At 63.7% G+C, this 26,350-nt stretch carries 25 protein-coding genes; 16 read left to right on the top strand and 9 right to left on the bottom strand.

The window, feature by feature from the left end:
* Position 1: 1 nt before the first annotated feature.
* Complete coding sequence (locus tag G8767_RS17715) at positions 2 to 373, bottom strand: plastocyanin/azurin family copper-binding protein (RefSeq protein WP_095968914.1); 372 nt, start codon at positions 371 to 373, stop codon at positions 2 to 4.
* Between the two features lie 38 nt (positions 374 to 411).
* Here G8767_RS17715 and G8767_RS17720 point away from each other — a divergent pair, with 38 nt between their 5' ends.
* The 7 genes from G8767_RS17720 to tsaD all read left to right on the top strand — a co-directional run bounded on the left by G8767_RS17720 (position 412) and on the right by tsaD (position 6,934).
* A complete protein-coding gene (locus G8767_RS17720) occupies positions 412 to 1,845 on the top strand; it encodes an NAD(P)H-hydrate dehydratase (RefSeq protein WP_166810865.1) in 1,434 nt (477 codons plus the stop codon).
* A 55-nt stretch (positions 1,846 to 1,900) separates the two neighbouring features.
* The gene (gene alr / locus G8767_RS17725) at positions 1,901 to 3,103 is read left to right on the top strand and encodes an alanine racemase (protein WP_166810866.1); all 1,203 of its coding nucleotides are present in this window, start codon (positions 1,901 to 1,903) and stop codon (positions 3,101 to 3,103) included.
* Positions 3,100 to 4,152, top strand: a complete 1,053-nt coding sequence (locus G8767_RS17730; protein ID WP_166810867.1) for an alpha/beta hydrolase — start codon at positions 3,100 to 3,102, stop codon at positions 4,150 to 4,152. The genes alr and G8767_RS17730 overlap by 4 nt, the downstream gene beginning before the upstream one ends.
* The gene (gene tsaE / locus G8767_RS17735; RefSeq protein ID WP_166810875.1) at positions 4,142 to 4,633 is read left to right on the top strand and encodes a tRNA (adenosine(37)-N6)-threonylcarbamoyltransferase complex ATPase subunit type 1 TsaE; all 492 of its coding nucleotides are present in this window, start codon (positions 4,142 to 4,144) and stop codon (positions 4,631 to 4,633) included. Before G8767_RS17730 ends, tsaE begins: the two co-directional genes overlap by 11 nt.
* A 78-nt stretch (positions 4,634 to 4,711) precedes the next feature.
* Positions 4,712 to 5,395 (top strand): tRNA (adenosine(37)-N6)-threonylcarbamoyltransferase complex dimerization subunit type 1 TsaB, encoded by a 684-nt coding sequence (gene tsaB / locus G8767_RS17740; protein WP_166810877.1) that lies wholly within the window; start codon positions 4,712 to 4,714, stop codon positions 5,393 to 5,395.
* A gap of 10 nt (positions 5,396 to 5,405) precedes the next feature.
* Entirely contained in the window at positions 5,406 to 5,900 is a 495-nt protein-coding gene (gene rimI, locus G8767_RS17745; protein ID WP_124566599.1) for a ribosomal protein S18-alanine N-acetyltransferase, read from the top strand.
* Positions 5,897 to 6,934: a tRNA (adenosine(37)-N6)-threonylcarbamoyltransferase complex transferase subunit TsaD gene (gene tsaD, locus G8767_RS17750; RefSeq protein ID WP_166810879.1), complete on the top strand. Its 1,038-nt coding sequence runs from the start codon at positions 5,897 to 5,899 to the stop codon at positions 6,932 to 6,934. Before rimI ends, tsaD begins: the two co-directional genes overlap by 4 nt.
* An 18-nt stretch (positions 6,935 to 6,952) precedes the next feature.
* Here tsaD and G8767_RS17755 read toward each other — a convergent pair whose 3' ends face one another.
* Complete coding sequence (locus tag G8767_RS17755) at positions 6,953 to 8,542, bottom strand: Hsp70 family protein (protein WP_166810881.1); 1,590 nt, start codon at positions 8,540 to 8,542, stop codon at positions 6,953 to 6,955.
* 161 nt (positions 8,543 to 8,703) lie between these two features.
* Between G8767_RS17755 and G8767_RS17760 the strand changes: the two genes are divergently transcribed.
* Positions 8,704 to 9,264, top strand: a complete 561-nt coding sequence (locus G8767_RS17760; RefSeq protein ID WP_166810883.1) for a potassium channel family protein — start codon at positions 8,704 to 8,706, stop codon at positions 9,262 to 9,264.
* Between the two features lie 55 nt (positions 9,265 to 9,319).
* Here G8767_RS17760 and G8767_RS17765 read toward each other — a convergent pair whose 3' ends face one another.
* On the bottom strand, positions 9,320 to 11,035 hold the full coding sequence (locus tag G8767_RS17765; protein WP_124566535.1) for a TIGR03767 family metallophosphoesterase: 1,716 nt from the start codon (positions 11,033 to 11,035) through the stop codon (positions 9,320 to 9,322).
* A 233-nt stretch (positions 11,036 to 11,268) separates the two neighbouring features.
* On the opposite strand from G8767_RS17765, the gene groES reads away from it, so the two are divergent.
* Positions 11,269 to 11,568, top strand: a complete 300-nt coding sequence (gene groES, locus G8767_RS17770; protein ID WP_003940763.1) for a co-chaperone GroES — start codon at positions 11,269 to 11,271, stop codon at positions 11,566 to 11,568.
* An 86-nt stretch (positions 11,569 to 11,654) separates the two neighbouring features.
* The gene (gene groL, locus G8767_RS17775) at positions 11,655 to 13,265 is read left to right on the top strand and encodes a chaperonin GroEL (RefSeq protein WP_003940715.1); all 1,611 of its coding nucleotides are present in this window, start codon (positions 11,655 to 11,657) and stop codon (positions 13,263 to 13,265) included.
* Between the two features lie 76 nt (positions 13,266 to 13,341).
* Here groL and G8767_RS17780 read toward each other — a convergent pair whose 3' ends face one another.
* From G8767_RS17780 to G8767_RS17795, 4 genes are all read right to left on the bottom strand, one after another.
* Positions 13,342 to 14,079 carry an anti-sigma factor gene (locus G8767_RS17780; protein ID WP_166810885.1) on the bottom strand — a complete coding sequence of 246 codons (738 nt, stop codon included), beginning with the start codon at positions 14,077 to 14,079 and terminating at the stop codon, positions 13,342 to 13,344.
* Position 14,080: 1 nt separating this feature from the next.
* Complete coding sequence (locus G8767_RS17785; RefSeq protein ID WP_166810887.1) at positions 14,081 to 14,749, bottom strand: sigma-70 family RNA polymerase sigma factor; 669 nt, start codon at positions 14,747 to 14,749, stop codon at positions 14,081 to 14,083.
* An 88-nt stretch (positions 14,750 to 14,837) separates the two neighbouring features.
* Positions 14,838 to 15,503 carry a fasciclin domain-containing protein gene (locus G8767_RS17790; RefSeq protein ID WP_007728616.1) on the bottom strand — a complete coding sequence of 222 codons (666 nt, stop codon included), beginning with the start codon at positions 15,501 to 15,503 and terminating at the stop codon, positions 14,838 to 14,840.
* A gap of 165 nt (positions 15,504 to 15,668) precedes the next feature.
* Positions 15,669 to 15,965 carry a WhiB family transcriptional regulator gene (locus tag G8767_RS17795; RefSeq protein ID WP_003940939.1) on the bottom strand — a complete coding sequence of 99 codons (297 nt, stop codon included), beginning with the start codon at positions 15,963 to 15,965 and terminating at the stop codon, positions 15,669 to 15,671.
* 653 nt (positions 15,966 to 16,618) lie between these two features.
* Here G8767_RS17795 and G8767_RS17800 point away from each other — a divergent pair.
* From G8767_RS17800 to G8767_RS17810, 3 genes are all read left to right on the top strand, one after another.
* Complete coding sequence (locus tag G8767_RS17800) at positions 16,619 to 17,437, top strand: hypothetical protein (RefSeq protein WP_346843005.1); 819 nt, start codon at positions 16,619 to 16,621, stop codon at positions 17,435 to 17,437.
* A gap of 175 nt (positions 17,438 to 17,612) precedes the next feature.
* A complete protein-coding gene (locus G8767_RS17805; protein ID WP_003940953.1) occupies positions 17,613 to 18,191 on the top strand; it encodes a sigma-70 family RNA polymerase sigma factor in 579 nt (192 codons plus the stop codon).
* The gene (locus tag G8767_RS17810; protein WP_166810889.1) at positions 18,184 to 19,116 is read left to right on the top strand and encodes an anti-sigma-D factor RsdA; all 933 of its coding nucleotides are present in this window, start codon (positions 18,184 to 18,186) and stop codon (positions 19,114 to 19,116) included. Before G8767_RS17805 ends, G8767_RS17810 begins: the two co-directional genes overlap by 8 nt.
* Before the next feature lie 87 nt (positions 19,117 to 19,203).
* Here the strand turns inward: G8767_RS17810 and G8767_RS17815 are convergent, their stop codons facing one another.
* Entirely contained in the window at positions 19,204 to 19,608 is a 405-nt protein-coding gene (locus G8767_RS17815; RefSeq protein WP_095968927.1) for a DUF5319 domain-containing protein, read from the bottom strand.
* A gap of 244 nt (positions 19,609 to 19,852) precedes the next feature.
* On the opposite strand from G8767_RS17815, the gene guaB reads away from it, so the two are divergent.
* The 3 genes from guaB to G8767_RS17830 all read left to right on the top strand — a co-directional run bounded on the left by guaB (position 19,853) and on the right by G8767_RS17830 (position 24,471).
* The gene (gene guaB, locus G8767_RS17820; protein ID WP_020723641.1) at positions 19,853 to 21,376 is read left to right on the top strand and encodes an IMP dehydrogenase; all 1,524 of its coding nucleotides are present in this window, start codon (positions 19,853 to 19,855) and stop codon (positions 21,374 to 21,376) included.
* Positions 21,377 to 21,403: 27 nt separating this feature from the next.
* Positions 21,404 to 22,543, top strand: a complete 1,140-nt coding sequence (locus G8767_RS17825; RefSeq protein WP_124566532.1) for a GuaB3 family IMP dehydrogenase-related protein — start codon at positions 21,404 to 21,406, stop codon at positions 22,541 to 22,543.
* 173 nt (positions 22,544 to 22,716) lie between these two features.
* Entirely contained in the window at positions 22,717 to 24,471 is a 1,755-nt protein-coding gene (locus G8767_RS17830) for a GMC family oxidoreductase (RefSeq protein WP_124566531.1), read from the top strand.
* A gap of 84 nt (positions 24,472 to 24,555) precedes the next feature.
* Here G8767_RS17830 and G8767_RS17835 read toward each other — a convergent pair whose 3' ends face one another.
* Positions 24,556 to 26,313: an Ig-like domain-containing protein gene (locus G8767_RS17835; RefSeq protein WP_166810891.1), complete on the bottom strand. Its 1,758-nt coding sequence runs from the start codon at positions 26,311 to 26,313 to the stop codon at positions 24,556 to 24,558.
* Between the last annotated feature and the right edge of the window lie 37 nt (positions 26,314 to 26,350).

A 26,350-nucleotide genomic window follows, 5' to 3' on the forward strand; every position in this document is an offset into this window, starting at 1 on the left:
GTTACGGCGCTTGAACGACGACGGTTCCGCGCATCTCGGGATGCGGTGTGCAGGTGTAGTCGTAAGTTCCGGGTTCGGTGAACGTGTAGGTGTAGGTTCCCGATTTCTTGAGCGGACTGCGGAGTTTGCCCTTCGCGTCGCCGAGGCCGTTGACGTCGTGGGCCATTCCGTTGTCGTCGAATACCCACGTGACGGTGTCGCCGACGTTCACGGTGAGGGAAGCGGGGGAGTACGCCATCCCGGAGATGGTCACCACGGGTCCGCTCGCCGTCGTTTCGGCCGCAGATGGTGTGGTGTCTGTGCTGGAACTGCACCCGACCAGACCGAGGGCGAGGACGAGTCCCGCGATTGCCGGGCGAAGACGTGATTTCATGGTTCCGAGGGTAGCGACGGCAACTGAAGGGTTCCGACATGCGTGGGTACTACACAGCCGATCGGGTGCGAGCAGCGGAGGCGCCGCTGCTCGACAAGCTGCCCGACGGGGTGCTGATGCGTCGAGCGGCCTACGGCCTTGCGCGAGTCGTCGCGGACGAATTACGTTCCCGTACAGGATCGGTCGCGCATCGGTCGGTGACGCTTCTGGTCGGTACCGGCGACAACGGCGGTGATGCCCTGTGGGCGGGTGCGTTGCTCCGCAAACGAGGTGTGAGCGTGCGGGCCGTGTTGCTCGATCCGGCGCGCGCTCATCGGGCGGGCCTCGACGCTCTCTTGAAGGCCGGTGGCCGAGTCGCTGCCGACGTCGGGTCCCCGGATCTGGTGATCGACGGCATCGTCGGGATTTCCGGACACGGCGGTCTGCGACCTGACGCGGCTGAACTCGTCGGCCATGTGGATGCACCGATCGTGGCGGTCGATCTTCCGAGCGGCGTCGACGCGAACACCGGCTCGGTGGACGGCCCGTCGGTGACCGCTGACGTGACGGTCACATTCGGCGCGCTCAAGCCCGTACACGTACTCGCGGCTCCGTTGTGTGGTCGTGTCGAACTCGTGGACATCGGATTGAACGTCGGCGAACCCGAGTTCGGTTCACTCGATCCGGCGGAAGTCGGTGCGCTGTGGCCGGTGCCCGGCCCGGGGGACGACAAGTATTCGCAGGGTGTGGTGGGCATCGTTGCGGGAAGTGAGCAGTATCCCGGCGCGGGTGTGCTCTGCACCGGCGCCGCGGTGACCGCCACTTCCGGCCTGGTCCGCTACGCCGGGCACGGCTCCGCCGAGGTGCTCGCCCGGTTCCCGGAAGTGATTGCCAGTGAGACGTTCCACGCCGCGGGGCGGGTTCAGGCCTGGGTGGTCGGCCCCGGCATGGGTACCGACGACGACGCCGCGCGGCTTCTGGCGTCGGTGCTGGCTACTGATGTACCCGTTGTTGTCGATGCGGACGGACTCACCCTCCTCGCTCAGCGTCCCGAACTTGTCGCAGCCCGCACCGCGCCGACATTGTTGACGCCCCACGCCGGCGAGTTCGCACGATTCACACCCCTGGGCGACGACAGAATCGCGTCCACACGTGCTCTCGCCGAGCGCCTCGGAGTCACGGTTCTGCTGAAGGGCCGTACGACGGTGATTTCGGATCCCGGCGGTGAGGTCCTGGTCAACGACGCTGGCGGCTCCTGGGCGTCGACCGCAGGCTCGGGCGACATCCTCTCCGGTGTGATCGGCGCGTTGCTGGCGGCGGGACTGAGCCCTCTCGAAGCCGGGGCCGTCGGGGCGCGGGCTCACGCGTTGGCTGCGAATATCGCCGCTGCCGGCGATCAGAGCGATGTCGCCGGAGCACCGATTTCGGCTTCGCCCCTGCTGGGAGGTCTGCGCGAGTCGGTGCGGGTGCTTCGCTCTTTTGCCCTTGATTGAGGGTGTTCAAACCCGAACACGTGTCCGATTCTGCGTGGGTGGCAGGATTGTCGCCATGACGCTTGCCCAGGGAAGAGCACCGAAGGAGCCTGCCGAGGGGAAGGCGAGCCGACTCGAAGACGCAGTAGGGCCGCAGACGGAGGCAGTCGTCGATCTGGACGCGATCGCGCACAACGTGCGTGTTCTGCGTGAATTTGCCGGGGACGCCGCGTTGATGGCGGTCATCAAGGCGGACGGATACAACCACGGCGCAGTTGCGGTGGCGCGGACGGCGCTCTCGGCCGGAGCCCGGGAACTCGGCGTCACCACCATCGCGGAGGCATTGGTTCTTCGCGAGGCAGGCATCACCGCTCCCGTCCTGGCCTGGCTGCATGGCGTCGACGCCGATTTCTCCTCGGCGATCCGATCCGATGTCGAGATCGGCGTGTCCTCGCCGCGACACCTGGCTGCTGTCGTCGACGCGGCACGGGTTCTGGGACAACCAGCGACGGTGACGCTCAAGGTGGACACCGGTCTCAATCGCAACGGCGTATCGAGAACCGAGTGGCCGAAGATGCTCGACGACCTCGCAACTGCCCGGGACGAGGGCACGATCAGGCTGCGCGGAGTGTTCTCCCATCTTGCGCACTCGGACGAACCGCATCACGACGTCATCGACATGCAGAAGCAGCGTTTGATCGACGCGGTTGCCGACGTCCGCGCTCGCGGATTCGAACCCGAAGTGGTTCATCTTTCCAACTCCGCCGCGACAGTCACCCGTCCTGACCTGCAATTTGACATGGTTCGGCCCGGAATTGCGATATATGGATTGTCTCCGGTGCCCGAACTCGGAGATTTCGGTTTACGACCGGCGATGACGCTGCGAGCGAAGGTGATTCTGGTGAAGAAGGTGGCCGCCGGAGAGGGCGTCTCCTACGGGCATCAGTGGGTCGCACCGCACGACACCACTCTTGCGCTGCTTCCCGTCGGCTACGCCGACGGTCTGTCTCGTTCACTCAGCGGCAAGTTCGAAGTGCAGTTGGGCGGTAAGCGTCGCCGGGCCGTCGGGCGGATCTGCATGGACCAGGTATTGGTGGACCTGGGGCCGGACGGCGACGGAGTTCGCGAAGGTGACACCGCGATCTTCTTCGGCAACGGCGATCAGGGCGAACCCAACGCGCAGGCCTGGGCCGATGTACTCGACACGATTCACTACGAGGTCGTGACCGGAATACGTGGACGCACTGTGCGTACGTACATCGGGGGAGGGACGTCATGAAGACTGCAGGAAAGATGAGCATTCTCGGTGGCCTGCTCAGCGCTGTGGCGCTCGGCTCGATGGCCGGCGTGAATGCATTCAAGACCGCGACGCGTCCGGGCCGGGAAATCTACGCGGACGAGGACTTCGACCTCATGACGCGCGACCGCAAGAGCACTGTGCGCACCGAGGACGGTGTCGAGCTCGCAGTTCGCGAAGTGGGGCCGGATGACGCTCCGCTGACAGTCGTTTTCGTGCACGGGTACTGCCTGAGTGCGCTGTCCTGGCATTTCCAGCGCCGCCAGCTCGAAGAGCGATGGGGCAACACGGTTCGAATGGTGTTCTACGACCAGCGCGGACACGGAGATTCGGGCATGCCGCGTTCGAAGAGTTGTACGGTCTCGCAGCTGGGCCGCGACCTCGCGACTGTCGTCGAGGCCAAAGTGCCCAAGGGACCGATAGTTCTGGTCGGTCACTCGATGGGTGGCATGACGGTGCTCGCGCTCGCCGGTCAGCGACCCGAATGGTTCGAGGGACGAGTCATCGGCGTCGGGCTGGTCGCGACGACGGCGGCCGGGCTGGCCGAGACCGGTCTGACCCGTAATCTGCAGAATCCGATCATCGACGGGTTCCGGTTGGCAGTGCGCACCTCGCCAGGAGTGGTTCAGCATGCCCGCGGCGCTGCGCGAGTACTGATCACGCCGATCCTGCGTGCGGCCTCGTACGGCACCGATGTCAGCCCGCGGCTGCATGAACTGTCGGACGGCATGCTCGACCGGACCTCGGTCGTGACCATCGTCAATTTCTTGCGGACGTTGGAACTGCACGACGAGTCCGCTTCCCTCGAGGTCCTCGCGAACACACCGGCAGTCGTGATCTGCGGCGATCAAGACATGATGATTCCGTTCATCAGCTCGAAGCGTCTCGCTGCCGATCTCCCCGAATCCGAACTCGTGAGAGTTCACGGGGCAGGCCATCTGGTGCAGCTCGAGTTCCCGGTGATCGTGACGGACGCGATCGACAAGCTCGTGCAGCGAGCGCAGGTAGAAGAGCGGTCCGATGTCGGCTGAGAACTCCACTGGACTTCCCGTGTCCGGACAGATCACGTTGGAAACGGCCGAAGATACCGAGGCTTTCGGCCGACGCTTGGCGGCGGGACTTGTTGCCGGCGACCTGGTGGTGCTGGACGGGCCACTCGGGGCAGGCAAGACCGCGTTGACTCGCGGAATCGGAGCCGGTCTCGGGGTGCAGGGCCGGGTGACGTCCCCGACATTTGTCATCGCTCGCGAGCATCGTCCAGGTACCCGCCCCGGCGGCGGAGTTCCTGTCGGCATGATTCACGTCGACGCATACCGGCTGGGCGACAGCGGACCGCACGCGCTCGATGAACTCGATGCCCTCGACCTCGACACCGACCTCACCGATGCAGTGGTGGTGGTGGAATGGGGTGGTGACGTCGTGGAAAGGCTCGTCGAACGGCACTTGCGAGTGCAGCTTCAACGGGAACCTGAATCGGATGTGCGGACGGCCAGCTGGATCTGGACGTCGTGAAACGGCGTTTGATGTTCCAGACGTCGTGACCCTCCCGGGCCGGAAGTAGTTCTTCACGTGCGGGTACCCTGAGAAATCGTGCTTGTTCTCGCAATTGACACCTCCACTCCGGCAGTCACTGCCGGAGTCGTCTCCCTGTCGGCTCCGTCTCCGAACACAGAGTCTCCGGACGCAGAGTCTCCGGACGCAGTGGAGACGCTTGCCGTGCGTGTCACGGTCAATCCTCGTGCGCACGCCGAGGTGTTGACCCCTCACGTCCTCGAATGCCTCGCCGAGGCAGGGATCACTCCGGCAGAGTTGAACGCCGTTGTCGTGGGTGTCGGGCCGGGGCCGTACACCGGGCTGCGCGTCGGCATGGCGACAGGCGCTGCCTTCGGTGATGCACTCGGTGTTCCCGTGTACGGCGTTTGCAGTCTCGACGCCATCGCGGCTGCGGTACCGACCACACAGAGCCTGCTCGTCGTGACTGACGCGAGGCGTCGCGAGATCTACTGGGCGCGCTATGCCGGAGGGGTGCGCGTCGAAGGACCGGCTGTGAATTCCGCCGGCGACGTTGATCCTTCGCCTTCGACGCTGATTGCCGGATCCGCTTCGCACGTGGACTTCTTCGATCTGCCCGTCGACCCGGCGGAAACACCGTCACCGGCCGGGTTGGTGACAGTCGCTGCTCGCGAGATTCTGGCCGGCTCGGTTCCGGCCCCGCTGGAGCCGCTGTACCTGCGACGCCCGGACGCGAAGACCCTCGCAGAACGTGGCAAGTGAGACAGAGCAGATGAAGTACAGCATCGAGCCGATGAACGTCGATGACGCCGAACGGTGCGCGGAGTTGGAACGTGCGTTGTTCGCGGGCGACGGTCCCTGGAGCGCGCAAGCATTCGTTTCGGAACTTGCCGGCGCACATAATCATTACTTCGTTGCCAGAGAACCAGACGGTCACGTCCTCGGATACGCCGGAGTTGCCTTGTTGGGGGCGTCGCCGAACATGGAGGCCGAGGTTCACACCATCGGTACGGATCCCTCGACTCAGCGACTGGGAATCGGCGGCGCGTTACTCGATGCGCTTCTGGCCCTGGCGGATTCACGGCAGTGCCCGGTGTTCCTGGAAGTGCGCACCGACAACGAGCCTGCCATCGCGCTGTACCGGCGCGAAGGATTCGAGATCGTCGGAACGCGAAAGAAGTACTACCAGCCCAGTGGGGCAGATGCGTACACGATGAGACGGCCTGCCGTGCTCGGTGTCCGCGAAATTGAGGAGCAGCAAGCATGATCGTCATGGGTGTCGAAAGCTCTTGCGACGAAACAGGTGTCGGCATCGTTCGCTGGAACGGTGACGGAACCTGCGACCTGTTGGCCGACGAGGTGGCATCGAGCGTGGATCAGCACGCCAGATACGGGGGAGTCGTTCCCGAAGTGGCCTCACGGGCTCACCTCGAGGCGATAGTACCGACGATGCGCCGCGCTCTTGCGGCCGCCGGTGTCGAGAAGCCCGACGCACTCGCCGTCACCATCGGACCCGGCCTGGCCGGCGCGCTGCTGGTCGGTGTCGCCGCAGCGAAAGCCTATGCGGCAGCATGGAACATCCCGTTCTATGCGGTCAATCATCTCGGTGGTCACGTCTCGGTGGACACTCTCGAACACGGTCCGTTGCCCTCGTGCGTCGCATTGCTGGTCTCCGGTGGTCACACGCACCTGCTTCACGTCGAAGATCTGGGCAAGCCCATCGTCGAACTGGGCACGACTGTCGACGACGCCGCCGGCGAGGCCTTCGACAAGGTGGCCAGACTGCTCGGACTCGGCTTTCCCGGCGGACCGGCACTCGACGCTGCTGCGCAAGAGGGAGATCGGAACGCAATCGCCTTCCCTCGCGGCATGACGGGGCCGCGCGATTCGCGGCACGACTTCTCGTTCTCGGGACTCAAGACGTCCGTCGCCCGCTATGTCGAATCGAAAGAGCGCGCAGGCGAGACCTTTTCGATTCCGGACATCGCCGCCTCGTTCCAGGAAGCCGTTGCCGACGTCCTGACGATGAAGGCAGTGCGTGCAGCCAAGGACGTCGGGGTCGACACCTTGGTCCTCGGCGGCGGCGCCACGGCTAATTCACGTATTCGCTCACTCGCCGAGCAGCGCTGCGCCGAAGCCGGCATCACGTTGCGCATTCCGAAACCTCGACTCTGCACGGACAACGGCGTGATGATCGCTTCGTTGGCCGCCCACCTGATCGGAAACGGCGCAGGCCCTTCGGAATTGAGTGTGGCTACGGACCCGGGGCTGTCGGTCTCGATCAGCCAGTTGATGCGCTGAGAATCGACCGACCGAGAATCAACCGACTGGGACCGGTTCCCGATCCGGTGTGGTCGCGGGACCGGTTTCGGGCATCGAGGTATTCGGTTCACCGGGCTTAGTCGTCGGATCACCACCGCCGGGGGCCGTGATTTCGGTTTCGGTGGAACCGCTTCCAGGGTTTTCCGGCGTCGTCGGGTTTTCTCCGCCACTTTCGCCCGGGCCGATACCGCCGCCGGGGTTCGCCTCGGTCGGATCGACCGGAGGCGTCGCCTCGGTGTCCGGGAGCGTCGGCCACCACGCCGGTGGATCGGGCAGTGTGACTCCCGGGATGGTCGGCCAACCCGGTGAGGTTGGTGTGGTCGTCGGCGGCGTAGTTGTCGTCTCGGTGTCCGGGATTGGCGCAGGCGGAAGTGTGTACTGATGTGTTGTGTACGAGTGCGTGTCGTAGGGTTGTGAGTCGAACGGCGTTGTGGGATAGCCGTACTGCGGGAACGTGCTGCCTGCTACCGAAGGTAGAGGATCATGCGAGGGGATGATCGTCGATCCGGTGCTCGTCGTCGCTTCGGGGCTCACCGTCGTCGTGGTCGAACCGGTTCCGACAGGCGAGACCGCGGTGTCGTCGGTCGGAACCAATTCCTTTGCGCCGTAGCCGAGTACCAGTCCGCCGACCACGAGCGCACCGATCAAAGCGCCCGAGACCTTGGCGGTGGATCCGGAGCGCTGGTCACTTCCGGAGCCCAGCAGGGGGAAACGAATTGCGGTGATCGAATCTGCCAGGAGTGCAGCACCTTTGGTTGCCGCAGTCTCGGGCTCGACGATCTCGACCAGTGGGAGATCGACGGCAGCGGCGACGGCGGACCGCACGGCCGGAATGTGTGCGCCACCGCCGATGAGCACAACGGCTCCGACGGGCCGCGGTGAGCCGTTCACGACTTCACGGATGAAGGTGACGGCGCGCTCGATATCCGGGGCGATGATGGCTTCGAACTCGTCGCGCGTGATTGCCATGGCGTCGACGGGAAGGTCGATGGTCACCTTGGTGGCAGTGGACAGTTGCTCCTTCGCGACGTGGCACCGGGCGGAAAGAAGTTCCGCGTCGGTGTACCGGCGCAGGTGCCCTGGCGCCTTCTCGGTCACGAAGTCGACCAATGCCCGGTCGATTCCGGCCCCCGCGAGGGCGTCGATGCGGTCGGAATGCAGAACTTCACCGGTGTGGTCGACGACGGACACCGTCAGACCCTGATCGCCGACGTCGACCTGAGCTGTCGTGTCGTACCGCTCGGTTTTCCCGGTCTCGGCGAGATACGCGTGTACTGCGGCAGGTTCAGGGATGGCACGGACCTGCTTCGGCGAGCGCGAGAGAGATGACTTGATGCTCGCGAGCTGGTCGTCGGTGCGATAGCTGACACCGATCGAGCGCGGCGCTTCAGATCCGTCCGTTACCTGCGTCGTCATCAGCTTGATGGATGCTCTGACGAGGTCACCGACGTTGGAATTGGCCTGATCCGCCGAGACGAAGCGAGTCTCGGCAGGCACGGCGCCTGGCGCGTTTGTGCTGGTATCGGTGTCGACGAGTGCTGAATAGACACCGGAAGATCCAGTGGAAATTCCCAGTGAACAACTCATCGCACACCTCCTCACAGTCAATACCGGTCAATGTTCAATCGACCGCCGTTATATGAACGTTACAGAAGGTTCGTGAGGATTGCTCAGTGCTTTTCGTCTCCGTGACGTCCTTTTCGGACCGAAAGGGTGGTTTTACCTGCGAAATTGTCGATCATTGATTCATGCGGAAAAAAGGCGATTCTCCCCACATCGACCGGGATCGACGACGCACGCTGATCCGGGGTGCACTGCTTCGACCCACGCTGACGATGATCGCCTTCGGATGTGCGTACTTCTTCCTGCCGTGGATCGATGTCCACACCGTGGGTGCGATTTTCCTCTTGATCGGTGGAGGAGCCGCGGTGCTTGCCGTGACGACCTGGCAGGTGCGTCGAATTCTGCGTTCCGATGTGCCCTCTCTGCAGGCGGTCGAAGCAGTGGCGGTCGTGATGCCGACCTACTTACTCTTGGTGTCCATCACCTATTTTTCGGTCGAGCATGCGAGCGTCGGCAGTTTCACCGAACCGCTGTCGCGTATGGCGGCCCTGTACTTTTCGCTGTCGGTGTTCTCGACCGTCGGCTTCGGTGACATCGCTGCACAGACGGACCTTGCCAGGGGGCTCGTGAGCCTTCAGATCGTCTGCAATCTGGTGTTGATCGGATTCGGAGTTCGATTCGTCGTTGCCGCAGTGTCGTGGGCGAAAGCGCACCGCTCGCCTTCGAGCGGACCAGAAGCCACCTAGGGCACTGAAGTTACCGAGGACACTGAAGTCACCCAGGACACTGCGGCAAACGGAGTCATCGTCCGGTGTGGACCAACAATTCGACGTTCTGGTCGACGCCGGCACCCGTCAGCTTCGGGTCGCGGTGGATGTCGTTGAACGACAGTTCGCGGTACAGCGAGGCGAGTCCGGCCGCCGACTTGTCGCTGTAGTCGACGGAATTGGGGCTTTCCGCTTCGAAGAGCGTCGCAAGCAACGACACCGTTCCGTCGTGGTTGTCCGCGATCTCGATGATGCGCCCGAGCTGCGGGTAGTCGATGTGAGAGGCGGTGTTGATCTCCCAGAAGCCCTGCTCGGGGGTCGCGCCGGGCCACGGGGTGATCTTGTTCTCGTGGGTGTGTCCGTTGACCCAGGCAAGCACGTTCGGGAAACGATGCAGCAAGTCGAGAAGCTGTGATCCGCGCAGGCGTGGCTCGAGGACGTTCTCGGGGTCGGGAACGAGATTGTCCATCGTGTCGCTCGTGTGGTGACTGAACAGCACGAAATACGTGTCGCTGCGCGACTCGGTGACACGAGAGCCTGCGGCGTCGTAGTAGGTGCTGCTGCCGGCGCGCAGGGTGTTCTCGATCCACTGGAACTGAGCGGCGCCCAGCGAACCGTCGACAAGGCCTGCGCGGTTGGTGGAGTCCATGCTGATACCGACGACGCCCGGTGCGATCTGGAACGAGTAGTAACCGATACCGGTTTCTCCGGCGTCGGGAGCGAAACCGTGCCCGACGGGACCGGGACCGGTGTGCGCGGGGTCGAGATGTGCGGCGATGAACTGCCGGGGCGTGAACGGCGCGCGCGATGGGTCGGGGGTGACCTGGCGCGGCGGCGTCGTGAAGGCGGACAGGATTCCGGGAATCGCACTGGGATCGAACTTGGTGGCGACGTCGATCTGCTTGGCCTGCTCCGGTGAACCGGGCACCTCGAATTTGAGAGATCCCGTGTACATCGCTTCGAGCGGCGGGATGCCGCTGGGCACCGTGCCGGACACCGAATCGTCGTGGTTGCCGAACACGCAGTACCAAGGGGTGTTCAGGCCGGGGCTCGACACGGGAGTGAAAGCGGCACCGAAGAAGTCCGGGATCTCCGGGAAACCGGCCTTCTTGTACATGTCGAGCATCGGTGACTCGGGGTTCCAGTAGAGATCGGCACCCGAGTTCTGCACGCCCTCGTAGCGGTCCTTGGCACCGGTGTTGGCGACGACGGTTCCGCCGTTGAGTGAGGTGAGGAACCAGTCGAGTTCGGCGAATTCCTTGTTGTCGGTGTTGTCGCCGGTGGTGACGACGGCATCGAAGGGGCGCGAGGTGTGCGGGCCACTCCCGATCGAATTGACGCGTCGGACAAGCGAAATCAACCCGTGCGCCGTCAAGGTCTCCTGGGGGCGGAACGCCGAGCCGGTGATCTGATGGACGTATTCGAAGCGCATGGGGGACTGGGCGTCGACGATGTGGACGTCGGTCAACTGCACGAGTGAGGCGAGCGCGGTGCGTCGGTCCTCGCGTCCCGACTTCGGCTCGGCCAACTCGCTGCGCACGATGTTCGCCCAACCGGGCCCGGCGGTGAGCTTGGTGTAGCCGCTGCTGCTGACGGGGGTGGACACGGACTCGAGAGTGGTGCCGGGACCGGACGTCGGAATGGTCGACGCGCCTGCGTATTGCAGGCCCCACGGCTTGCCAAGGCTGACCGCGCCGACGGCGCCGAGTCCGGCGAAGGTCAGAAAACTACGGCGATTGATGTTCGTCACGAAGTGAACAATAGGTGAACGTGGTGGACGGCTGTCCTGTTTCGCTCTGGACGAAGAGAAAAATGCGCCCAGTCCTTGAGGGTTGGCACTCTCACGTATAGAGTGCCAATTGGCGCTGATCGAGTTCCGGCACCCGCGACGACGGGACTGCAGTGACGCGCCGTAAACGGCATACCCAAACAGCTGTCCGAGGATCGCCTCGGACGCACATACCCCAAAGTGGAGGGCTCATCGTGGCGAGCGTCAACATCAAGCCGCTCGAGGACAAGATCCTCGTCCAGGCCAACGAGGCTGAAACGACGACGGCTTCCGGCCTGGTCATTCCTGACACAGCCAAGGAAAAGCCCCAGGAGGGCACCGTCGTTGCAGTCGGCGAAGGCCGCGTCAACGAGCAGGGCAACCGCATCCCGGTCGACGTCAAGGAGGGTGACACGGTCATCTACTCCAAGTACGGCGGAACCGAGATCAAGTACGCCGGCCAGGAATACCTGATCCTGTCGGCACGCGACGTGCTGGCTGTCGTCTCCAAGTAAGACACACGTGATCCGCCCCGGAGTCCACACAGGATCCCGGGGCGGAATGCGTTCACGCCCCGAAGATTCAGGAGCTGACAGAACAGATGTCCAAGCAAATTGCGTTCAACGAGACCGCACGCCGCGCTCTCGAAGCCGGAGTCGACAAGCTTGCCGACGCCGTCAAGGTGACCTTGGGCCCGCGTGGACGCCACGTCGTGCTCGCCAAGGCATTCGGCGGCCCCACCGTCACCAACGACGGTGTGAGCATCGCCCGTGAGATCGAGCTCGAAGATCCCTTCGAGAACCTCGGCGCACAGCTCGTCAAGAGTGTCGCCACCAAGACCAACGATGTTGCCGGCGACGGCACCACCACCGCGACCGTTCTGGCCCAGGCCATCGTCCGCGGCGGACTCAAGAACATCGCAGCGGGCGCGAACCCGATGGCTCTCGGCGTCGGCATCAACGCCGCAGCCGACAAGGTCGTCGAGGAACTGCTCGCCGCAGCCACCCCCGTCGAGGGCGAGAAGTCGATCGCTCAGGTCGCCACCGTTTCCTCGCGTGACGAGGAGATCGGCAAGCTCGTCGGCGAGGCACTCACCCGTGTCGGAACCGACGGCGTCGTGACGGTCGAGGAATCCTCCACCGTTGCAACCGAACTCGTTGTCACCGAAGGTGTGCAGTTCGACAAGGGCTACCTCTCGCCCTACTTCGTCACCGACATCGATGCGCAGAAGGCCGTCTACGAAGACGCGCTGATCCTGCTCTTCCGCGAGAAGATCAGCTCGCTTCCCGACTTCCTGCCGCTGCTCGAGAAGGTTGCCGAATCCGGCAAGCCGCTCTTGATCATCGCCGAGGACGTCGAGGGTGAAGTTCTCTCCACCCTGGTGGTCAACTCCATCCGCAAGACCATCAAGGCCGTTGCCGTCAAGGCGCCGTTCTTCGGTGATCGTCGCAAGGCATTCCTCGACGACCTCGCAGTCGTCACCGCCGGCACCGTCATCAACACCGACGTCGGCCTTTCTCTCAAGGAAGCCGGCCTCGAACTGCTCGGCAGCGCTCGCCGCGTTGTCGTCACCAAGGACGAGACGGTCATCGTCGACGGTGCAGGCACCGCTGACGACATCGCGACCCGCGTTGCACAGCTGCGTCGCGAGATCGAGAACACCGATTCGGATTGGGATCGCGAGAAGCTCGAAGAGCGTCTGGCGAAGCTGTCCGGCGGCGTGGCCGTCATCAAGGTCGGCGCAGCCACCGAAACCGATCTGAAGGAACGTAAGTTCCGCGTCGAGGATGCGGTCAACGCAGCCAAGGCAGCAGTTTCCGAGGGCATCGTCCCCGGTGGCGGATCGGCTCTCGTCCAGGCCGGTACGGCACTGATCGGGAATCTCGGCTTGACGGGTGACGAGGCCACCGGCGTTGCCGTGGTCCGTGAAGCCCTCAACGCTCCGTTGTTCTGGATCTCCAGCAACGCAGGCATCGACGGTTCCGTCGTCGTCAGCAAGGTCGCCGAGATGACCAAGGGCGAAGGCTTCAACGCCGCCACCCTCACCTACGGAAACCTGCTTGCCGACGGCGTCGTCGACCCGGTCAAGGTCACTCGCTCGGCAGTGGTCAACGCCGCTTCCGTCGCGCGCATGATCCTCACCACCGAGAGCGCCGTCGTCGAGAAGCCGACCGAGGAAGTTGCCGACACCGGACACGGTCACAGCCACTGATTCGCTGCTCGTAGTTTCGACAAAGAAGAGATCCCCCGCCGGATTCCGGTGGGGGATCTCTTCTTTCGTCTGGCGATCAGATGAGCGGGATCGTCGCGAACGGCTCGCTGGTGGGCTGCTGCGATCCGCCGGGCGGTTCGACCGTGAATGCCAACTTCGTGTTCGGGCCGATGCCGTCGAGCACCACCTGGGTAGTGGGTTTGACGTCGCCCGGAGCCATCGTCCCCATCGGGATCATCGTGGTGTCGTCGGTGTCGCCCGGCACCAGCCACATCTGGTAGACGGTATCCGGACTCGGGGGAGTCACATCGTTCATCACGAGGACTGCGGCGTCCTCGGAGGGCGAGAACAGCGTCGTGGCACTACCGCCGCCCGGGATTTCACGCGTCGTGGCATGAACGTCGGGTGCTGCCATGATTTCGGACGCTGCGTTCTGCGGCGGAGTGTTGTCGGACAGCGTGCGTCCGATTCCGATGCCGCCGACCAGGATTGCGACTGCGGCTGCCGCGGCAAGTGCAACGGTCCACGGACGTCGACGATTACGGCGCTCGGCCAGCGAGACGGGGGCGTCGGCAGCAGTCGTCTGTGCCGAGATCGAGGCGAGGACGCTACTGCGCAGTGACGCCGGGGGCTCGACGGCGTCGACGACGGTCATCGCGGCCATGGTTTCGGCGGTGAGTCGGACCTGCGCGTCGAATTCGGCGCGGGTCGCGGAGTCCGAAGCGGCGAGGCGTCTGTCGACCTCACGGCGCTCGTCGAGGTCCAACGCATCGATCGCGTAGGCGTATGCGTAGTCGATCAGCTCTTCGTCCATCTCACATCACCCCCAAACATCCACGTAGGCGCAGTAGTCCGTCGCGAATTCGCGACTTGATCGTGGGAATCGCCACGCCGAGATCTTCAGCCACTTCGCGGTACGTTCGGCCGCCGTAATAGGCGAGAGTCACCGATTGGCGCTGAGTGTCCGTCAGCGTTTCGAGACAGTCCGTGACAGCACGATGCTCGTCTCTTCGCGTCACTTCGTCGCTGACGACGTCGAACTCGGGAGTGGCATTGGTGGTGTCGTAGAGAGCCTGTCGCTCCGAACTCGACTGTTCGGAGCGCACGCGATCCACCGCGCGTCGGTGGGCAAGAGTCAGAAGCCAGGAGAGTGCGGACCCCTTGGCGGGGTCGAAACTGTCGGCCGATTTCCAGGCTTGGAGGTAGACCTCTTGGACCGCTTCCTCGGAGAAGCCTGGATCACGGAGTACACGAAGAACCATGCCGTAGACGCGGGAGCTGGTTCGGTCGTAGAACTCGGCAAAGGCGTTCTGGTCGCCACCGGCGACGTTCGCGAGGATCACTGCCAGCTCGCGTGATTCCGCGATTCGAGCGGTGCGGGCCGCAGAGTTGTCCGTCGGGCATGCGTCGGCCGCATCCGACGCATGGTCTGGCTCGCTCACGAAGAGTTGTCTCGCTTCATCGCGTACAACCGTAGCGTGCATGTCCGGTTCTTTTCTCTTGGCCCGCCGTTGGCCGCTGTGCGCCTTTATTAACCGCGGGGGGTTAATAAAGGCGCACAGCAGGTGGGGACTACTGCGGCATCAGCACCGAATCGATGAGGTAGACGGTGGCGTTTGCAGTCTTGACTCCACCGCAGACGACAGTTGCGTCGTTGACCTTGATGTTGTCACCGGATCCGGTGACGGTGACCGTTCCGCCCTCGGCGGTGGGGTGCGTTCCGTCGATCGCGTCAGGGGCGATCTGGCCGGGAACCACGTGGTAGGTGAGGATCTTGGTCAGTGTGGCGCTGTCCGTCTTGAGGCTGTCGATCGTGGCGGGGTCGATCTTGGCGAATGCCGAGTCGATCGGTGCGAAGACGGTGAACTCGCCGCCGTTGAGGGTGTCGACCAGGTTGACGTCCGGGTTGAGCTGGCCGGAGACCGCCGCGGTCAAGGTGGTGAGCAACGGATTGTTGGATGCCGCTGTGGCAACCGGATCCTGGGCCATTCCGCTGACCGATCCGGCGCCGCTCGGTACTGCGGCTGCATAGTCGGCACAACCGGCACCGACCAGATCAGAAGCGGGCTCTGCCATCGCGCTGCTGGGAGACATGCTCGATCCCATTGCAGAAGACGTCATGGCGGCGCTCGAGGTGTCGGTCGACGAATCGTTGTCGTCGGAGGAGCAACCGACGACGCCGAAGACGGCGAACGAAGCTGCTGCGGTGACTGCCAGAACTCGAGTAGAGGTGTTCATGGGTCTGCCTTCCTGAAGGGATGTGCTGAGGTGCACTGTCAGAAGGCATTCGGAGTCGGTCGTCGACAGGATGGGTCGGAGTCGGAAATTCTTTTCAGGAGCTGACGCAGACAAGCAAAGGCCCCCGAAAACTCTCGGGGGCCTTGTGCACTCGACCTGCGCGTATCAGGAAGCTATGCGGGTGGTGCGACGGTGGCGCGCATGTAGTTCACGTTCGGTTTCCGACATTCCTCCCCAGATGCCGTACGGCTCGGCGACGGTCAGCGCGTGGCTGCGGCACTGCATCAGTACCGGGCACTGACGGCACATCTCTTTTGCGCGGGTTTCGCGCTGGGCACGTGCTCTACCGCGTTCGCCATCGGGATGGAAGAACATGGAGGAGTCGACTCCGCGGCACAGACCGTGCATCTGCCAGTCCCAGATGTCTGCGTTGGGGCCTGGAAGGTGATTCGGTGCAGGCATGTTGACTCCTTACTGCAAGCTCGCGTTGATCAACGAGCGGACCAAGTTGCCCGGAGGTTATCCGGGCCTTCTGAATCGTTCACGCTTGCTAACCGTAAGGGTGCTGAGTAAATCGCGTCAATAGGCTCGTTCAGTGGCGATCGGCATATATCGAAATACGAGAGTTAACGAAGTATATATTTACATTTCGGGCCCCTCATGCGTTGTGCTGTGCCGATGTTGATATCGGGTCGATCGAGGTGGTGGGCGGCGAGCCTGGCTGCTCGAGATGCGAAACCCACAGATCAGGGATATGTTTGCTGCTGATCGCCCGGCGAAATCACTCAGTCATTCGGCTCGGTTTGCGTCATTTGTCCGATATTGCGCAGGCGGGATAGTGCGCCATTTCGGGACTTAGTGCCCAAGTTTCAACTAGGACATCTGTCCAATAAGTAATGCACAGTTAACGTCACGGATATATGCCCGTTAAATATCATTACGAGTACATTCGGCAAATCTCAGTTGAATATCTGATTAACTCCGACAAACTTGCCATTTCGTGTTTGTGTGCGATTTTCGGCATCGGTCGAGCGCTTGTCTGGCGGTGCTGCTGCCATGATCTACCTGTGTCGACACCTGCGCCCCCTGGACCATCTGCGCCCACCGGATCATCTGTGCCCACTCAACCAACTGCACGTCCAAGCACCCTCGAGTCCGCCGCGTTCGGGGCGGATCCGGACCTCGACCGCCTCCCGGTGCCGAGCACCACCCGGGAGTGGTGGACAACCGCAGTGGTTCTGGGTGGGCAGGGGCATTACGCCCGAGCGCGGGCCGCATTGGATGTCCTGGATCGGCGCACTTCGGGGTTCTCGGCGCATTCGGATCGCGTCCTTGCCTCCCTGTCTGCCAGCACGAGGGCGTCGTTTCTTCGCCAGAGCGGACGCCATGCACTCGCGTCGACGTGGGACGGGCGCGCACTGGCGATCGTCGGCGGCCTGCAAGACGATCCAGAGGCCGCCTGTGACGCTCTGACCGGTCTGGCTGCGGATGCTCTCGGCTGTGGCCGGCTCCCGCTCGGCTGGCGCCTGCTGGCGCAGTGTCGGGCGCGTCTGGGTGACGAGGGCGGGCTGTGGCGGCAGGAAATTCGGATCGAATGGGTCTCGGCGGAACTGGCACTGGCGGGAGGTGACTTCGCGCGCGCAGGCAGACACGCAGAACGCGCCGTCGAATTGTCGGGGGAATCGGAGTCTGTCCGGCACCGCGTGAAGTCGGATCTACTGCTCAGCGCCACTCTGACCGGAACAGACACAAGCGCGGCCGTGGAATTGGCGACGGATGTGCTTGCGCGGTGTCAGCGATACGGTCTACTGCCCCTGGCCTGGGCGTCGTCGTTGTTGATCGAGGGCGTGAGTAGTGGAAGGACCTCACCGAGCGCTCGTGAGATCGGCGATCTGATCGCGATGCGCGGTGGATCACTCCTACCTTTGTCGTAACTGCTACACCGAAGTCTCCCGCGAACGATTCCCGCAGGGCGGTTTCGTTATCGCGACTGCTGGGCGGGCATGCGGAGACCAGCCGGTCCGGATGGTTACTCTTAGAGGGTTCCGCTGAGAGCGGGAGCACACCCGCTCGGGAGGTGCCACTGTAACGCCAGGATTTTCGCTGACGATGACAAATACGAGCGATGAGTTGGACACCGCGGTCGCCGCTGCTGCGCAGGGCGACCGTACAGCTCTAGCTTTGGTTCTGGAGAACATCCGACCGATGGTGGTGCGCTACTGCCGCGGTCGAGTGGGTGCGGCCGAGCGAGGACACCTGTCCGCTGACGACGTCGCACAGGAAGTGTGTCTGGCCGTGATGACCGCGCTGCCGCGTTATCAGGATCAGGGACGCCCGTTCATGGCCTTTGTGTACGGAATTGCGGCACACAAGGTTGCGGACGCACATCGAAGCTCCGCCCGTAACAAGTCGGAGCCCGTTTCCGAAGTACCGGATGTAATAGCACTGGATGATGGTCCCGAACAACGAGCACTTGATTCGGAGTCCAGCAGACAGATGCACGAACTGCTCGGCACACTTCCGGAGAAGCATCGAGAAATCTTGATACTTCGCCTGGTGGTCGGGATGTCGGCCGAGGAAACGGCCGTCGCCGTCGGTAGTACCGCCGGAGCTGTACGAGTCGCTCAGCACAGGGCGATCGCGAAACTGAAAAAAGAAGTGACGAAAGCAGGTGAGAGCTTTGGCTAGAGACGAGGGGCGTGACGCTTCGAATCTCGGTGATCTCGCCGACGACGGTACGCCAGTGGACTTGGCTGCGGTTCGGCGTGACGATGCGCTGATCGAATCCATTTCGAGTGGTGGACCGGTAGCAACCGATAGCACCGAACAGTACGAACTTGCGTTGATTCTCTCGCAATGGCGTGACGATGTCGTTGCGACTCCGATGCCCGAGGGTCCGTTGTTGGACGATGTCATCGCTGCAATCACAGCGACGCCGTCCGGCTTCTCCGATCGTCAGCGTTCACGTTCCCGTTCCCGACTGCGCGTGGTCCGCCCGATCGCCGCCGCAGCAGCTGTCGCAGCAGTGGTCTTCGGTGGCGCCACGGCGATGGCATACGACGCCCAGCCTGGCGATGCCCTCTGGGGCGTCAAGCAGGTCGTCTTCGCCGACGAGGCCAACTCGACGGTTGCGAAGATCGACACGACATCCGAGCTGGAGAAGGCCGAGCGTCTGTTGGCTGCCGGGGACATTCCCGCGGCAAAGATGGTGCTGGACAACGCAGCTCACCGTGCCGATGCGGTCAAGGACTCGCAGGACAAGACCGACCTCGTCGAGCGTTGGGGCAAGCTGATGACGCAGGTCCAGGAGACCACGTCACCCTTGGCGCCGCCGCTGACGACCGATCAGCAGTCCTCGCTTGCCACCTCGCCCACGGCGATTCCGGGGACTTCTGTCAACCCGGCCAACCCTCAGCAGCCTGGCGGCGCAACCACGACGACAACGCCCAACCCTGGAATCATGCAAGCGCCTGGGCCAAGTGCGGCGTCGTCCACACCGTCATCGTCGCCCACGGCAACTACCACGACAACGACGACCACAACCACGACGACGACGACGTCACTGGCCCCGGCCTCGTCGCCGTCGGGTGATTCTTCGTCACCCCCGCCCTGATCGCATCGTTCCGATCCGAGTCAAACGAAAGTGGCCGACAAGCAATTGCTTGTCGGCCACTTTCGTATGAACTTGGTGGGGTTTCGCTCAGCTGTCGAAACCGTCGCCGTGCATCGCCTCGTTCATCGACGCGTCGGCGTATCCGCGGCAGTAGTCCCACGTGACATATGCCTCAGGCATCGGGTCGTAGGCGGGCTCGTGGGGGCGGACGGTTCCGTCCACGAGGAGCTGCAGCAGGTTTGCGCGCAGCATGTCCCAGTCGTGGTAATGATCTTGTTGGCAGTCCTCGCAGCACACTACGAGACCGCGGATGCCGCGGTGAGCGAGGAGTGCCTCGTAAACGGCGAGGTCAGCGAGATCCTCCTCGACCGCTTGGCGTTCATGGGAGTCGAGTGGTTGACCCGGCTCGATGGCATCGAGAGCCGCGGAGGGGTCAGCTGGGTCGCCGGCGAAGGGATCTGGCGGCAGACCGGGGGGCAGTTGATCACGCACAGCACCACGGTACGCAGGTCAGGGGGGTCAGCGCCACTTGTTACGCGTACCCGCAGCGTGGGTGGGATGGTTCGGACCTTTGAGTGAGCCGATACCATGGTGTGCAACGCCGGGAAAAGGTGCCAGGAATTTCTTTCCGTGTAGGCGCCTTCTATCCGATATCCAGCTTTTCGTAATCCGTTTCGAGGCGGCTGCTACAGCGGTCGCCCTGGGCGAATCTAGGTCCATGGAGGGTCCTGACCGCATGAGTAGTTCTGCAGGACATGTACACACCGGAGGAGACGACCCCAACAAGGTCGCGATGCTGGGACTGACATACGACGACGTGCTGCTGTTGCCTGCCGCGTCCGACGTCATCCCGAGCCAGGTCGACACGTCCAGTCAACTGACCCGCGACATCCGTCTGCGGATTCCGTTGGTCAGCTCTGCGATGGACACCGTCACCGAGTCGCGCATGGCCATTGCGATGGCGCGCGCCGGCGGTATGGGTGTTCTGCACCGCAACTCGTCCGTCGAGGTTCAGGCAGGACAGGTCGAGACCGTCAAGCGCTCCGAGGCCGGCATGGTGACCGACCCCGTCACGTGTAAGCCGACCGACACGATGGGTGAGGTCGACGCGAAGTGTGCTCGCTTCCGCATCTCGGGTCTCCCGGTCACCGACGACGCCGGCCAGCTGGTCGGCATCGTCACGAACCGTGACATGCGTTTCGAGGTCGACCAGAATCGTCCGGTCGTCGAGATCATGACCAAGATGCCGTTGATCACCGCTCAGGAAGGCGTCACCGCGGACGTAGCACTGGGCCTTCTCCGTCGGCACAAGATCGAGAAGCTGCCTATCGTCGACGGCAACGGCAAGCTCACCGGCCTGATCACGGTCAAGGACTTCGTCAAGACCGAGCAGCATCCGGACGCCACCAAGGACCGTGACGGTCGGCTGCTCGTCGGCGCTGCAGTGGGTGCCGGTGACGACGCCTTCCAGCGTGCGATGGCGCTCACCGATGCCGGTGTCGACGTCCTGGTGGTGGACAGTGCACACGGGCATTCGTCCAACGTTCTCGACATGATCGCCAAGCTCAAGCGTGAACTGGGCGAGCGGGTTCAGATCATCGGTGGCAATGTCGCTACGCGCGCTGGTGCCCTGGCTCTCGTCGAAGCCGGCGTCGATGCCGTGAAGGTCGGAGTCGGCCCTGGTTCTATCTGCACCACTCGCGTCATCGCCGGTGTCGGTGCCCCTCAGGTCACGGCCATCCTGGAAGCGGTTGCCGCGTGCAAGCCGCTCGGTGTGCCCGTCATCGCCGACGGTGGACTCCAGTTCTCCGGTGACATCGCGAAGGCTCTCGCCGCGGGTGCGTCGACGGCCATGCTGGGCTCGCTCCTGGCCGGTACCGCTGAATCGCCCGGCGAACTGATTCTGGTCGGCGGCAAGCAGTTCAAGAGCTACCGCGGCATGGGTTCGCTCGGCGCGATGCAGTCGCGTGGCGAGGCCAAGTCGTACTCCAAGGACCGGTACTTCCAGGACGACGTACTTTCCGAGGACAAGTTGGTTCCGGAAGGCATCGAAGGACGCGTTCCGTTCCGTGGCCCGCTCTCCCAGGTGACGCATCAGCTCACCGGTGGTCTGCGCGCTGCCATGGGTTACACGGGGTCGGCGACGATCGAGCACCTGCAGAACGCTCAGTTCGTCCAGATCACGGCGGCCGGTTTGAAGGAAAGCCATCCGCACGACATCACGATGACTGTCGAAGCACCCAACTACACCGCTCGTTAGCAACCAGTACACGAGAAAGGGGCGCGCGTGCGCGACCTCGTTGAGATCGGCATGGGTCGAACGGCCCGACGTACCTACGAGTTGGACGATGTGAACATCGTTCCCTCCCGGCGAACCCGTTCGTCGAAGGAGGTGTCGACTGCTTGGCAGCTCGACGCTTACAGGTTCGACATTCCCGTCCTCGCACATCCCACCGACGCGTTGGTCTCGCCGACCTTCGCGATCGAGCTGGGTAAGCGCGGCGGCCTCGGTGTCATCAACGGTGAAGGCCTGTGGGGCCGTCACCCCGATGTCGAGGAGAAGCTCCGGCGTCTCGTCGAGATCGCCGAGAAGGACGGTGGCGTCGACGCGGCCATCCGTTACCTGCAGGAGTTGCACGCGGCGCCGCTGCAGTCCGGTCTTCTGGCCGCTGCGGTCGCGCAGGTCCGTGATTCCGGGGTCACCACTGCCGTTCGCGTCAGCCCGCAGAATGCGCGTGCGCTGACACCCGAGCTGATCAAGGCCGGAATCGACCTGCTGGTCGTCCACGGCACGATCATCTCGGCGGAGCACGTCGTGCACACCGAGCAGGAACCGCTCAACCTCAAGACGTTCATCTCCGAACTGGACGTTCCGGTTGTCGCGGGTGGGGTCAGTGACCACCGCACTGCGCTGCACCTGATGCGTACCGGCGCTGCCGGTGTCATCGTCGGATACGGCTCCACCGAGGGTGCAACCACCACCGGTGAGGTCCTGGGTATCGGGGTTCCGATGGCCACGGCCATCGCCGATGCTGCAGCAGCCAGGCGCGACTACCTCGACGAGACGGGTGGACGCTACGTCCACGTCATCGCCGACGGTGACATCGCAACGTCGGGTGATCTGGCGAAGGCAATCGCCTGCGGTGCCGATGCTGCTGTTCTGGGCACGCCGCTGGCGGTGTCCGCCGAGGCGCCGGGTGGCGGCTGGTACTGGCCGTCCGCTGCGGCTCATCCTTCGGTTCCGCGTGGAGCGCTTCTTCCGGTTTCCTACGGTGAGCGTCCGAGCCTGGATCAGGTTCTGAGCGGTCCTTCGGATGATCCGTACGGTTCGCTGAACTTCGTCGGTGGTCTTCGTCGATCGATGGCCAAGGCCGGGTACTCCGACCTCAAGGAGTTCCAGAAGGTCGGATTGACCGTCCGCGCGTAGTTTGTACCTTTCTGTGGCCCCGGTTCTTCGTGAACTGGGGCCACAGTTCGTTGTGCAGGACTTTCTCCCGTTCCTGATACTTGTGGTTACGCTTATGAGGCCCCTTGTGGTGGTAGTCACAAGGGATAGGTGCATACTGGCGGGTAACTACGGTTCACGGTGGAGGTGTCCTGATGGGCAAGCAACGGGCAACGGACTACGACGTACTGATCGTCGGATCCGGGTTCGGCGGAAGCGTGAGCGCGCTTCGTCTCGTGGAGAAGGGCTACAAGGTCGGCGTCATCGAAGCCGGCCGACGGTATGCCGACGAAGATTTCGCGAAGACCAGTTGGGATCTCAAGAAGTTCCTTTGGGCTCCGAAACTGGGTTGTTTCGGCATTCAGCGCGTACACCTGCTGCGCGACTGCCTCATTCTCGCGGGCGCGGGTGTCGGCGGTGGATCGTTGAACTACGCCAACACGCTTTACCAGCCGCCGGAGCCGTTCTTCCAGGACAAGCAGTGGGCTCACATCACCGACTGGCGCAGTGAACTCACGCCGTACTACGAGCAGGCTCAGAAGATGCTCGGCGTCGTTCAGAATCCGCACATGACGCCCGCTGACGAGATCATGAAGTCGGTCGCCGACGACATGGGCGTCGGCGACACGTTCATCCAGACGCCCGTCGGCGTCTACTTCGGTGAGCCGGGCAAGAAGGCGAAGGACCCGTACTTCGGCGGCGTCGGACCCGAGCGCACCGGTTGCATCGAGTGCGGCGAGTGCATGACGGGCTGCCGTCACGGAGCGAAGAACACTCTGCTCAAGAACTATCTGGGCCTTGCCGAGACAGCCGGCGCCGAGATCATTCCGATGACCACCGTGTCCGGACTACGCGAGGCTCGCGACGGTTCGTGGGACGTGTTCACCGAGCGAACCGGTGCATTCGGACGCAAGAACCGCCGCACCTACACAGCTGCGAACGTCATTCTCGCGGCCGGAACGTGGGGCACTCAGCATCTGCTCTTCGACATGAAGGACACCGGAGCGCTGCCCAAGCTCTCCGACAAGCTCGGCGAGCTGACTCGAACGAACTCCGAATCCATCGTCGGCGCAGGCAAGTACAAGGTCGATCCTGCTCTCGACCTGACCCGCGGAGTGGCGATCACGTCGTCGTTCCACCCGAGCAGCGACACCCACATCGAGCCGGTCCGCTACGGCAAGGGATCGAACGCGATGGGCCTGTTGCAGACCTTGATGACCGATGGCGGCGGCAAGACACCCCGGTGGATCAAGTTCCTCGGTGTGGTCGCGAAGAACCCGTACCAGATGTTGCGCATGTTGACGGTCAAGGACTGGAGTGAGCGCACGATCATCGCGCTCGTCATGCAGAACCTCGACAACTCCATCACCACGTACACGAAGAAGGGCCTGTTCGGTCGACGCAAGGTCACCAGCAAGCAGGGCCACGGTCAGCCGAACCCGACTTGGATTCCGGAGGGTAACGAGGCGACGCGTCGAGTTGCCGAGAAGATCGACGGCGTCGCGGGCGGCACGTGGGGCGAGATCTTCAACGTTCCGCTGACGGCGCACTTCCTCGGCGGTTGCGCTATCGCGTCGGATTCCGATCACGGCGTCATCGATCCGTACCACCGGGTGTACGGCTACCCGACGCTCAGCGTCGTCGACGGTGCAGCGGTCTCGGCCAATCTCGGCGTGAATCCGTCGCTGACCATTGCCGCCCAGGCCGAGCGCTCGGCGTCGCTGTGGCCGAACAAGGGGGAGACCGACCTGCGTCCCGCCCAGGGCAGCGGCTACGAACGCTTGGCACCGATTGCACCCAAGTCGCCCGTCGTGCCGGCGTCGGCTCCGGCCGCGCTGGTTCTGCCGATCGTGAAGATCACCGGCGGCAAGACGGCCACTGCTGTTCCGGTGGAGCCTGCAGCCGGATAGTTCACCGAGAACCGAAAAAGGGGCGTGTCGTCGAGGATTCGACGGCACGCCCCTTTTGCAGTTTCAGATCGTCAGCCCACCTTGTCAGCCGCCCAGCGATCCGAAGAGAGTGCCGAGGTCGAGGCTGCCGGTTCCGCCGCCGGGTCCGCCGTCGGTATCACCGGGGACAGTCAGGGTCTGCGGCGCGGATGCCGAGGACGTGTAGCCCGCAGCGCCCACGAATTCTGCAGTGACACTGTAGGTCCCGGAGTTGTAGAACGTCGCCGGTACCGTTGCGACACCGTTGACCACATCGACCGGTCCACCGATGAGGGTGTCACCGATCTTGAACTGGACCTTGCCCGAGGCTCCGGCCGGATCGATCGTTGCCTTGAGCGTCACCGGGGTGTTCTTCTGAACAGTTCCGACGGCGTCGAGGACCGTGGTCGTCTCGACGTCGGCCGGAGCCGGAGTCGTCACACTGACCGGGAATGCCGGGGCAGCGGACGGCGCGAATCCTGGTGAGCCCGTGAACTTCGCGACAACCTTGTGCGTTCCGGTCGAGGCGAAGGTGTACGGAGCGATGGCAACTCCGTCGGTTCCGACCGTGGCACTGACCGTTTCGGTGCCGTCGACGATGAAGTCGACGGTGCCGCCGGTACCCTGCGGATCGACCTTGGCGGTCAGATTGACGTCCTGTCCGACCTTTGCGGTCGACGGCGACACCGTGGCCGTCGTGGTCACGGCGTCCGGCGGTGCATCGGTCGTGACGGTCACGATCTTGGCCGACGCCGACGTCGACGCCAGGAACCCGGGGGCGCCGCTGTAGCTCGCGGTGATGGAGTGCGGTCCGTCCTCGGTGAAGGTCGGGGAGATGCTGGCCGATCCAGCCGTTACCGGCGCCGCGTCTCCGAGGGGGTTGTCGCCGTCGAAGAACTGGACGGTTCCACCGGTCGCGCCGCCGCTCACGTTGGCCGACAGAGTGACGGGGGTTCCGTTCTTGGCATTGGCCGGCCCGACCACCGTGGTGGTGGTTGCCTTGTCCGCCTCGATGATCCGCGTCGTGGCGAGGGGGCCTGCGCCGCTGTTGAGCGGACCGTTCTCGGCGTCACGCGGGGTGCATCGCGTGGGTGCCCAGGCGGTGATGACCAAGGTGGCCTTGGGGAGGAACGTGAGGAAGTTGCGATCGTTGTTCCACGCTCCTGCGCTGCCGCCGGTGCGTACCTTCATCGCGACGTCCCCTGAATCGCCGGCCTTGAGAATTGCCTTGACCTGGGGGAGCTGGAACTGCGTGTAGCCGTCGGCGTTATTGGAACCGTCGACGTTCTTACCGGTCGCCTTGACGACGATGCCGCCCTCGGAGTTGATGCTCGAGCTCGGGCTGTTTCCGATGACCTGGTTGTTTCCGGAGAGGCGCAGAATCGTTCCGTTGGGATCGACGTTGCCGTTCTCGTTGACGCGCAGGATGTTCGGCGCGACACCGCTGAGCCCAGCCGAAGTACCGGGGACGATGGTGGCTTCCACCAGGGTGGCGTTCGCGGGAACATCGACGTCGACCTTGATGCGGGAGACGTTCTGGACGGTGGCCCCCGAAGCGGATCCAGGGAAGGCGATGGGGCCGGGTTGGATGGTGACCTCGAAGGTCTCACCGGCTCCGACGCTCTCCGGTGCGTCGACGATGACCGAACCGGACTGGGACTGCGTGGTCGGACCGGCGACAGCGGACGGGGTTGCGAGGCAACTCGTTCCGAAAGTTGTCGTCACCGGTGCTGCTGATGCGGGGATTCCCGCGAGGATGACGCCACTGGCGAGTGCCGTGGCGGCGATCGGCGCCGCGATGCGGCGTCTGGAATACACGAACATGGATTCTCCTGAGCTTGGTACGGGAGTGGTGTCCAAA

This window comes from Rhodococcus sp. IC4_135, assembly GCF_011602025.1.
Lineage (GTDB): Bacteria > Actinomycetota > Actinomycetes > Mycobacteriales > Mycobacteriaceae > Rhodococcus_F > Rhodococcus_F baikonurensis.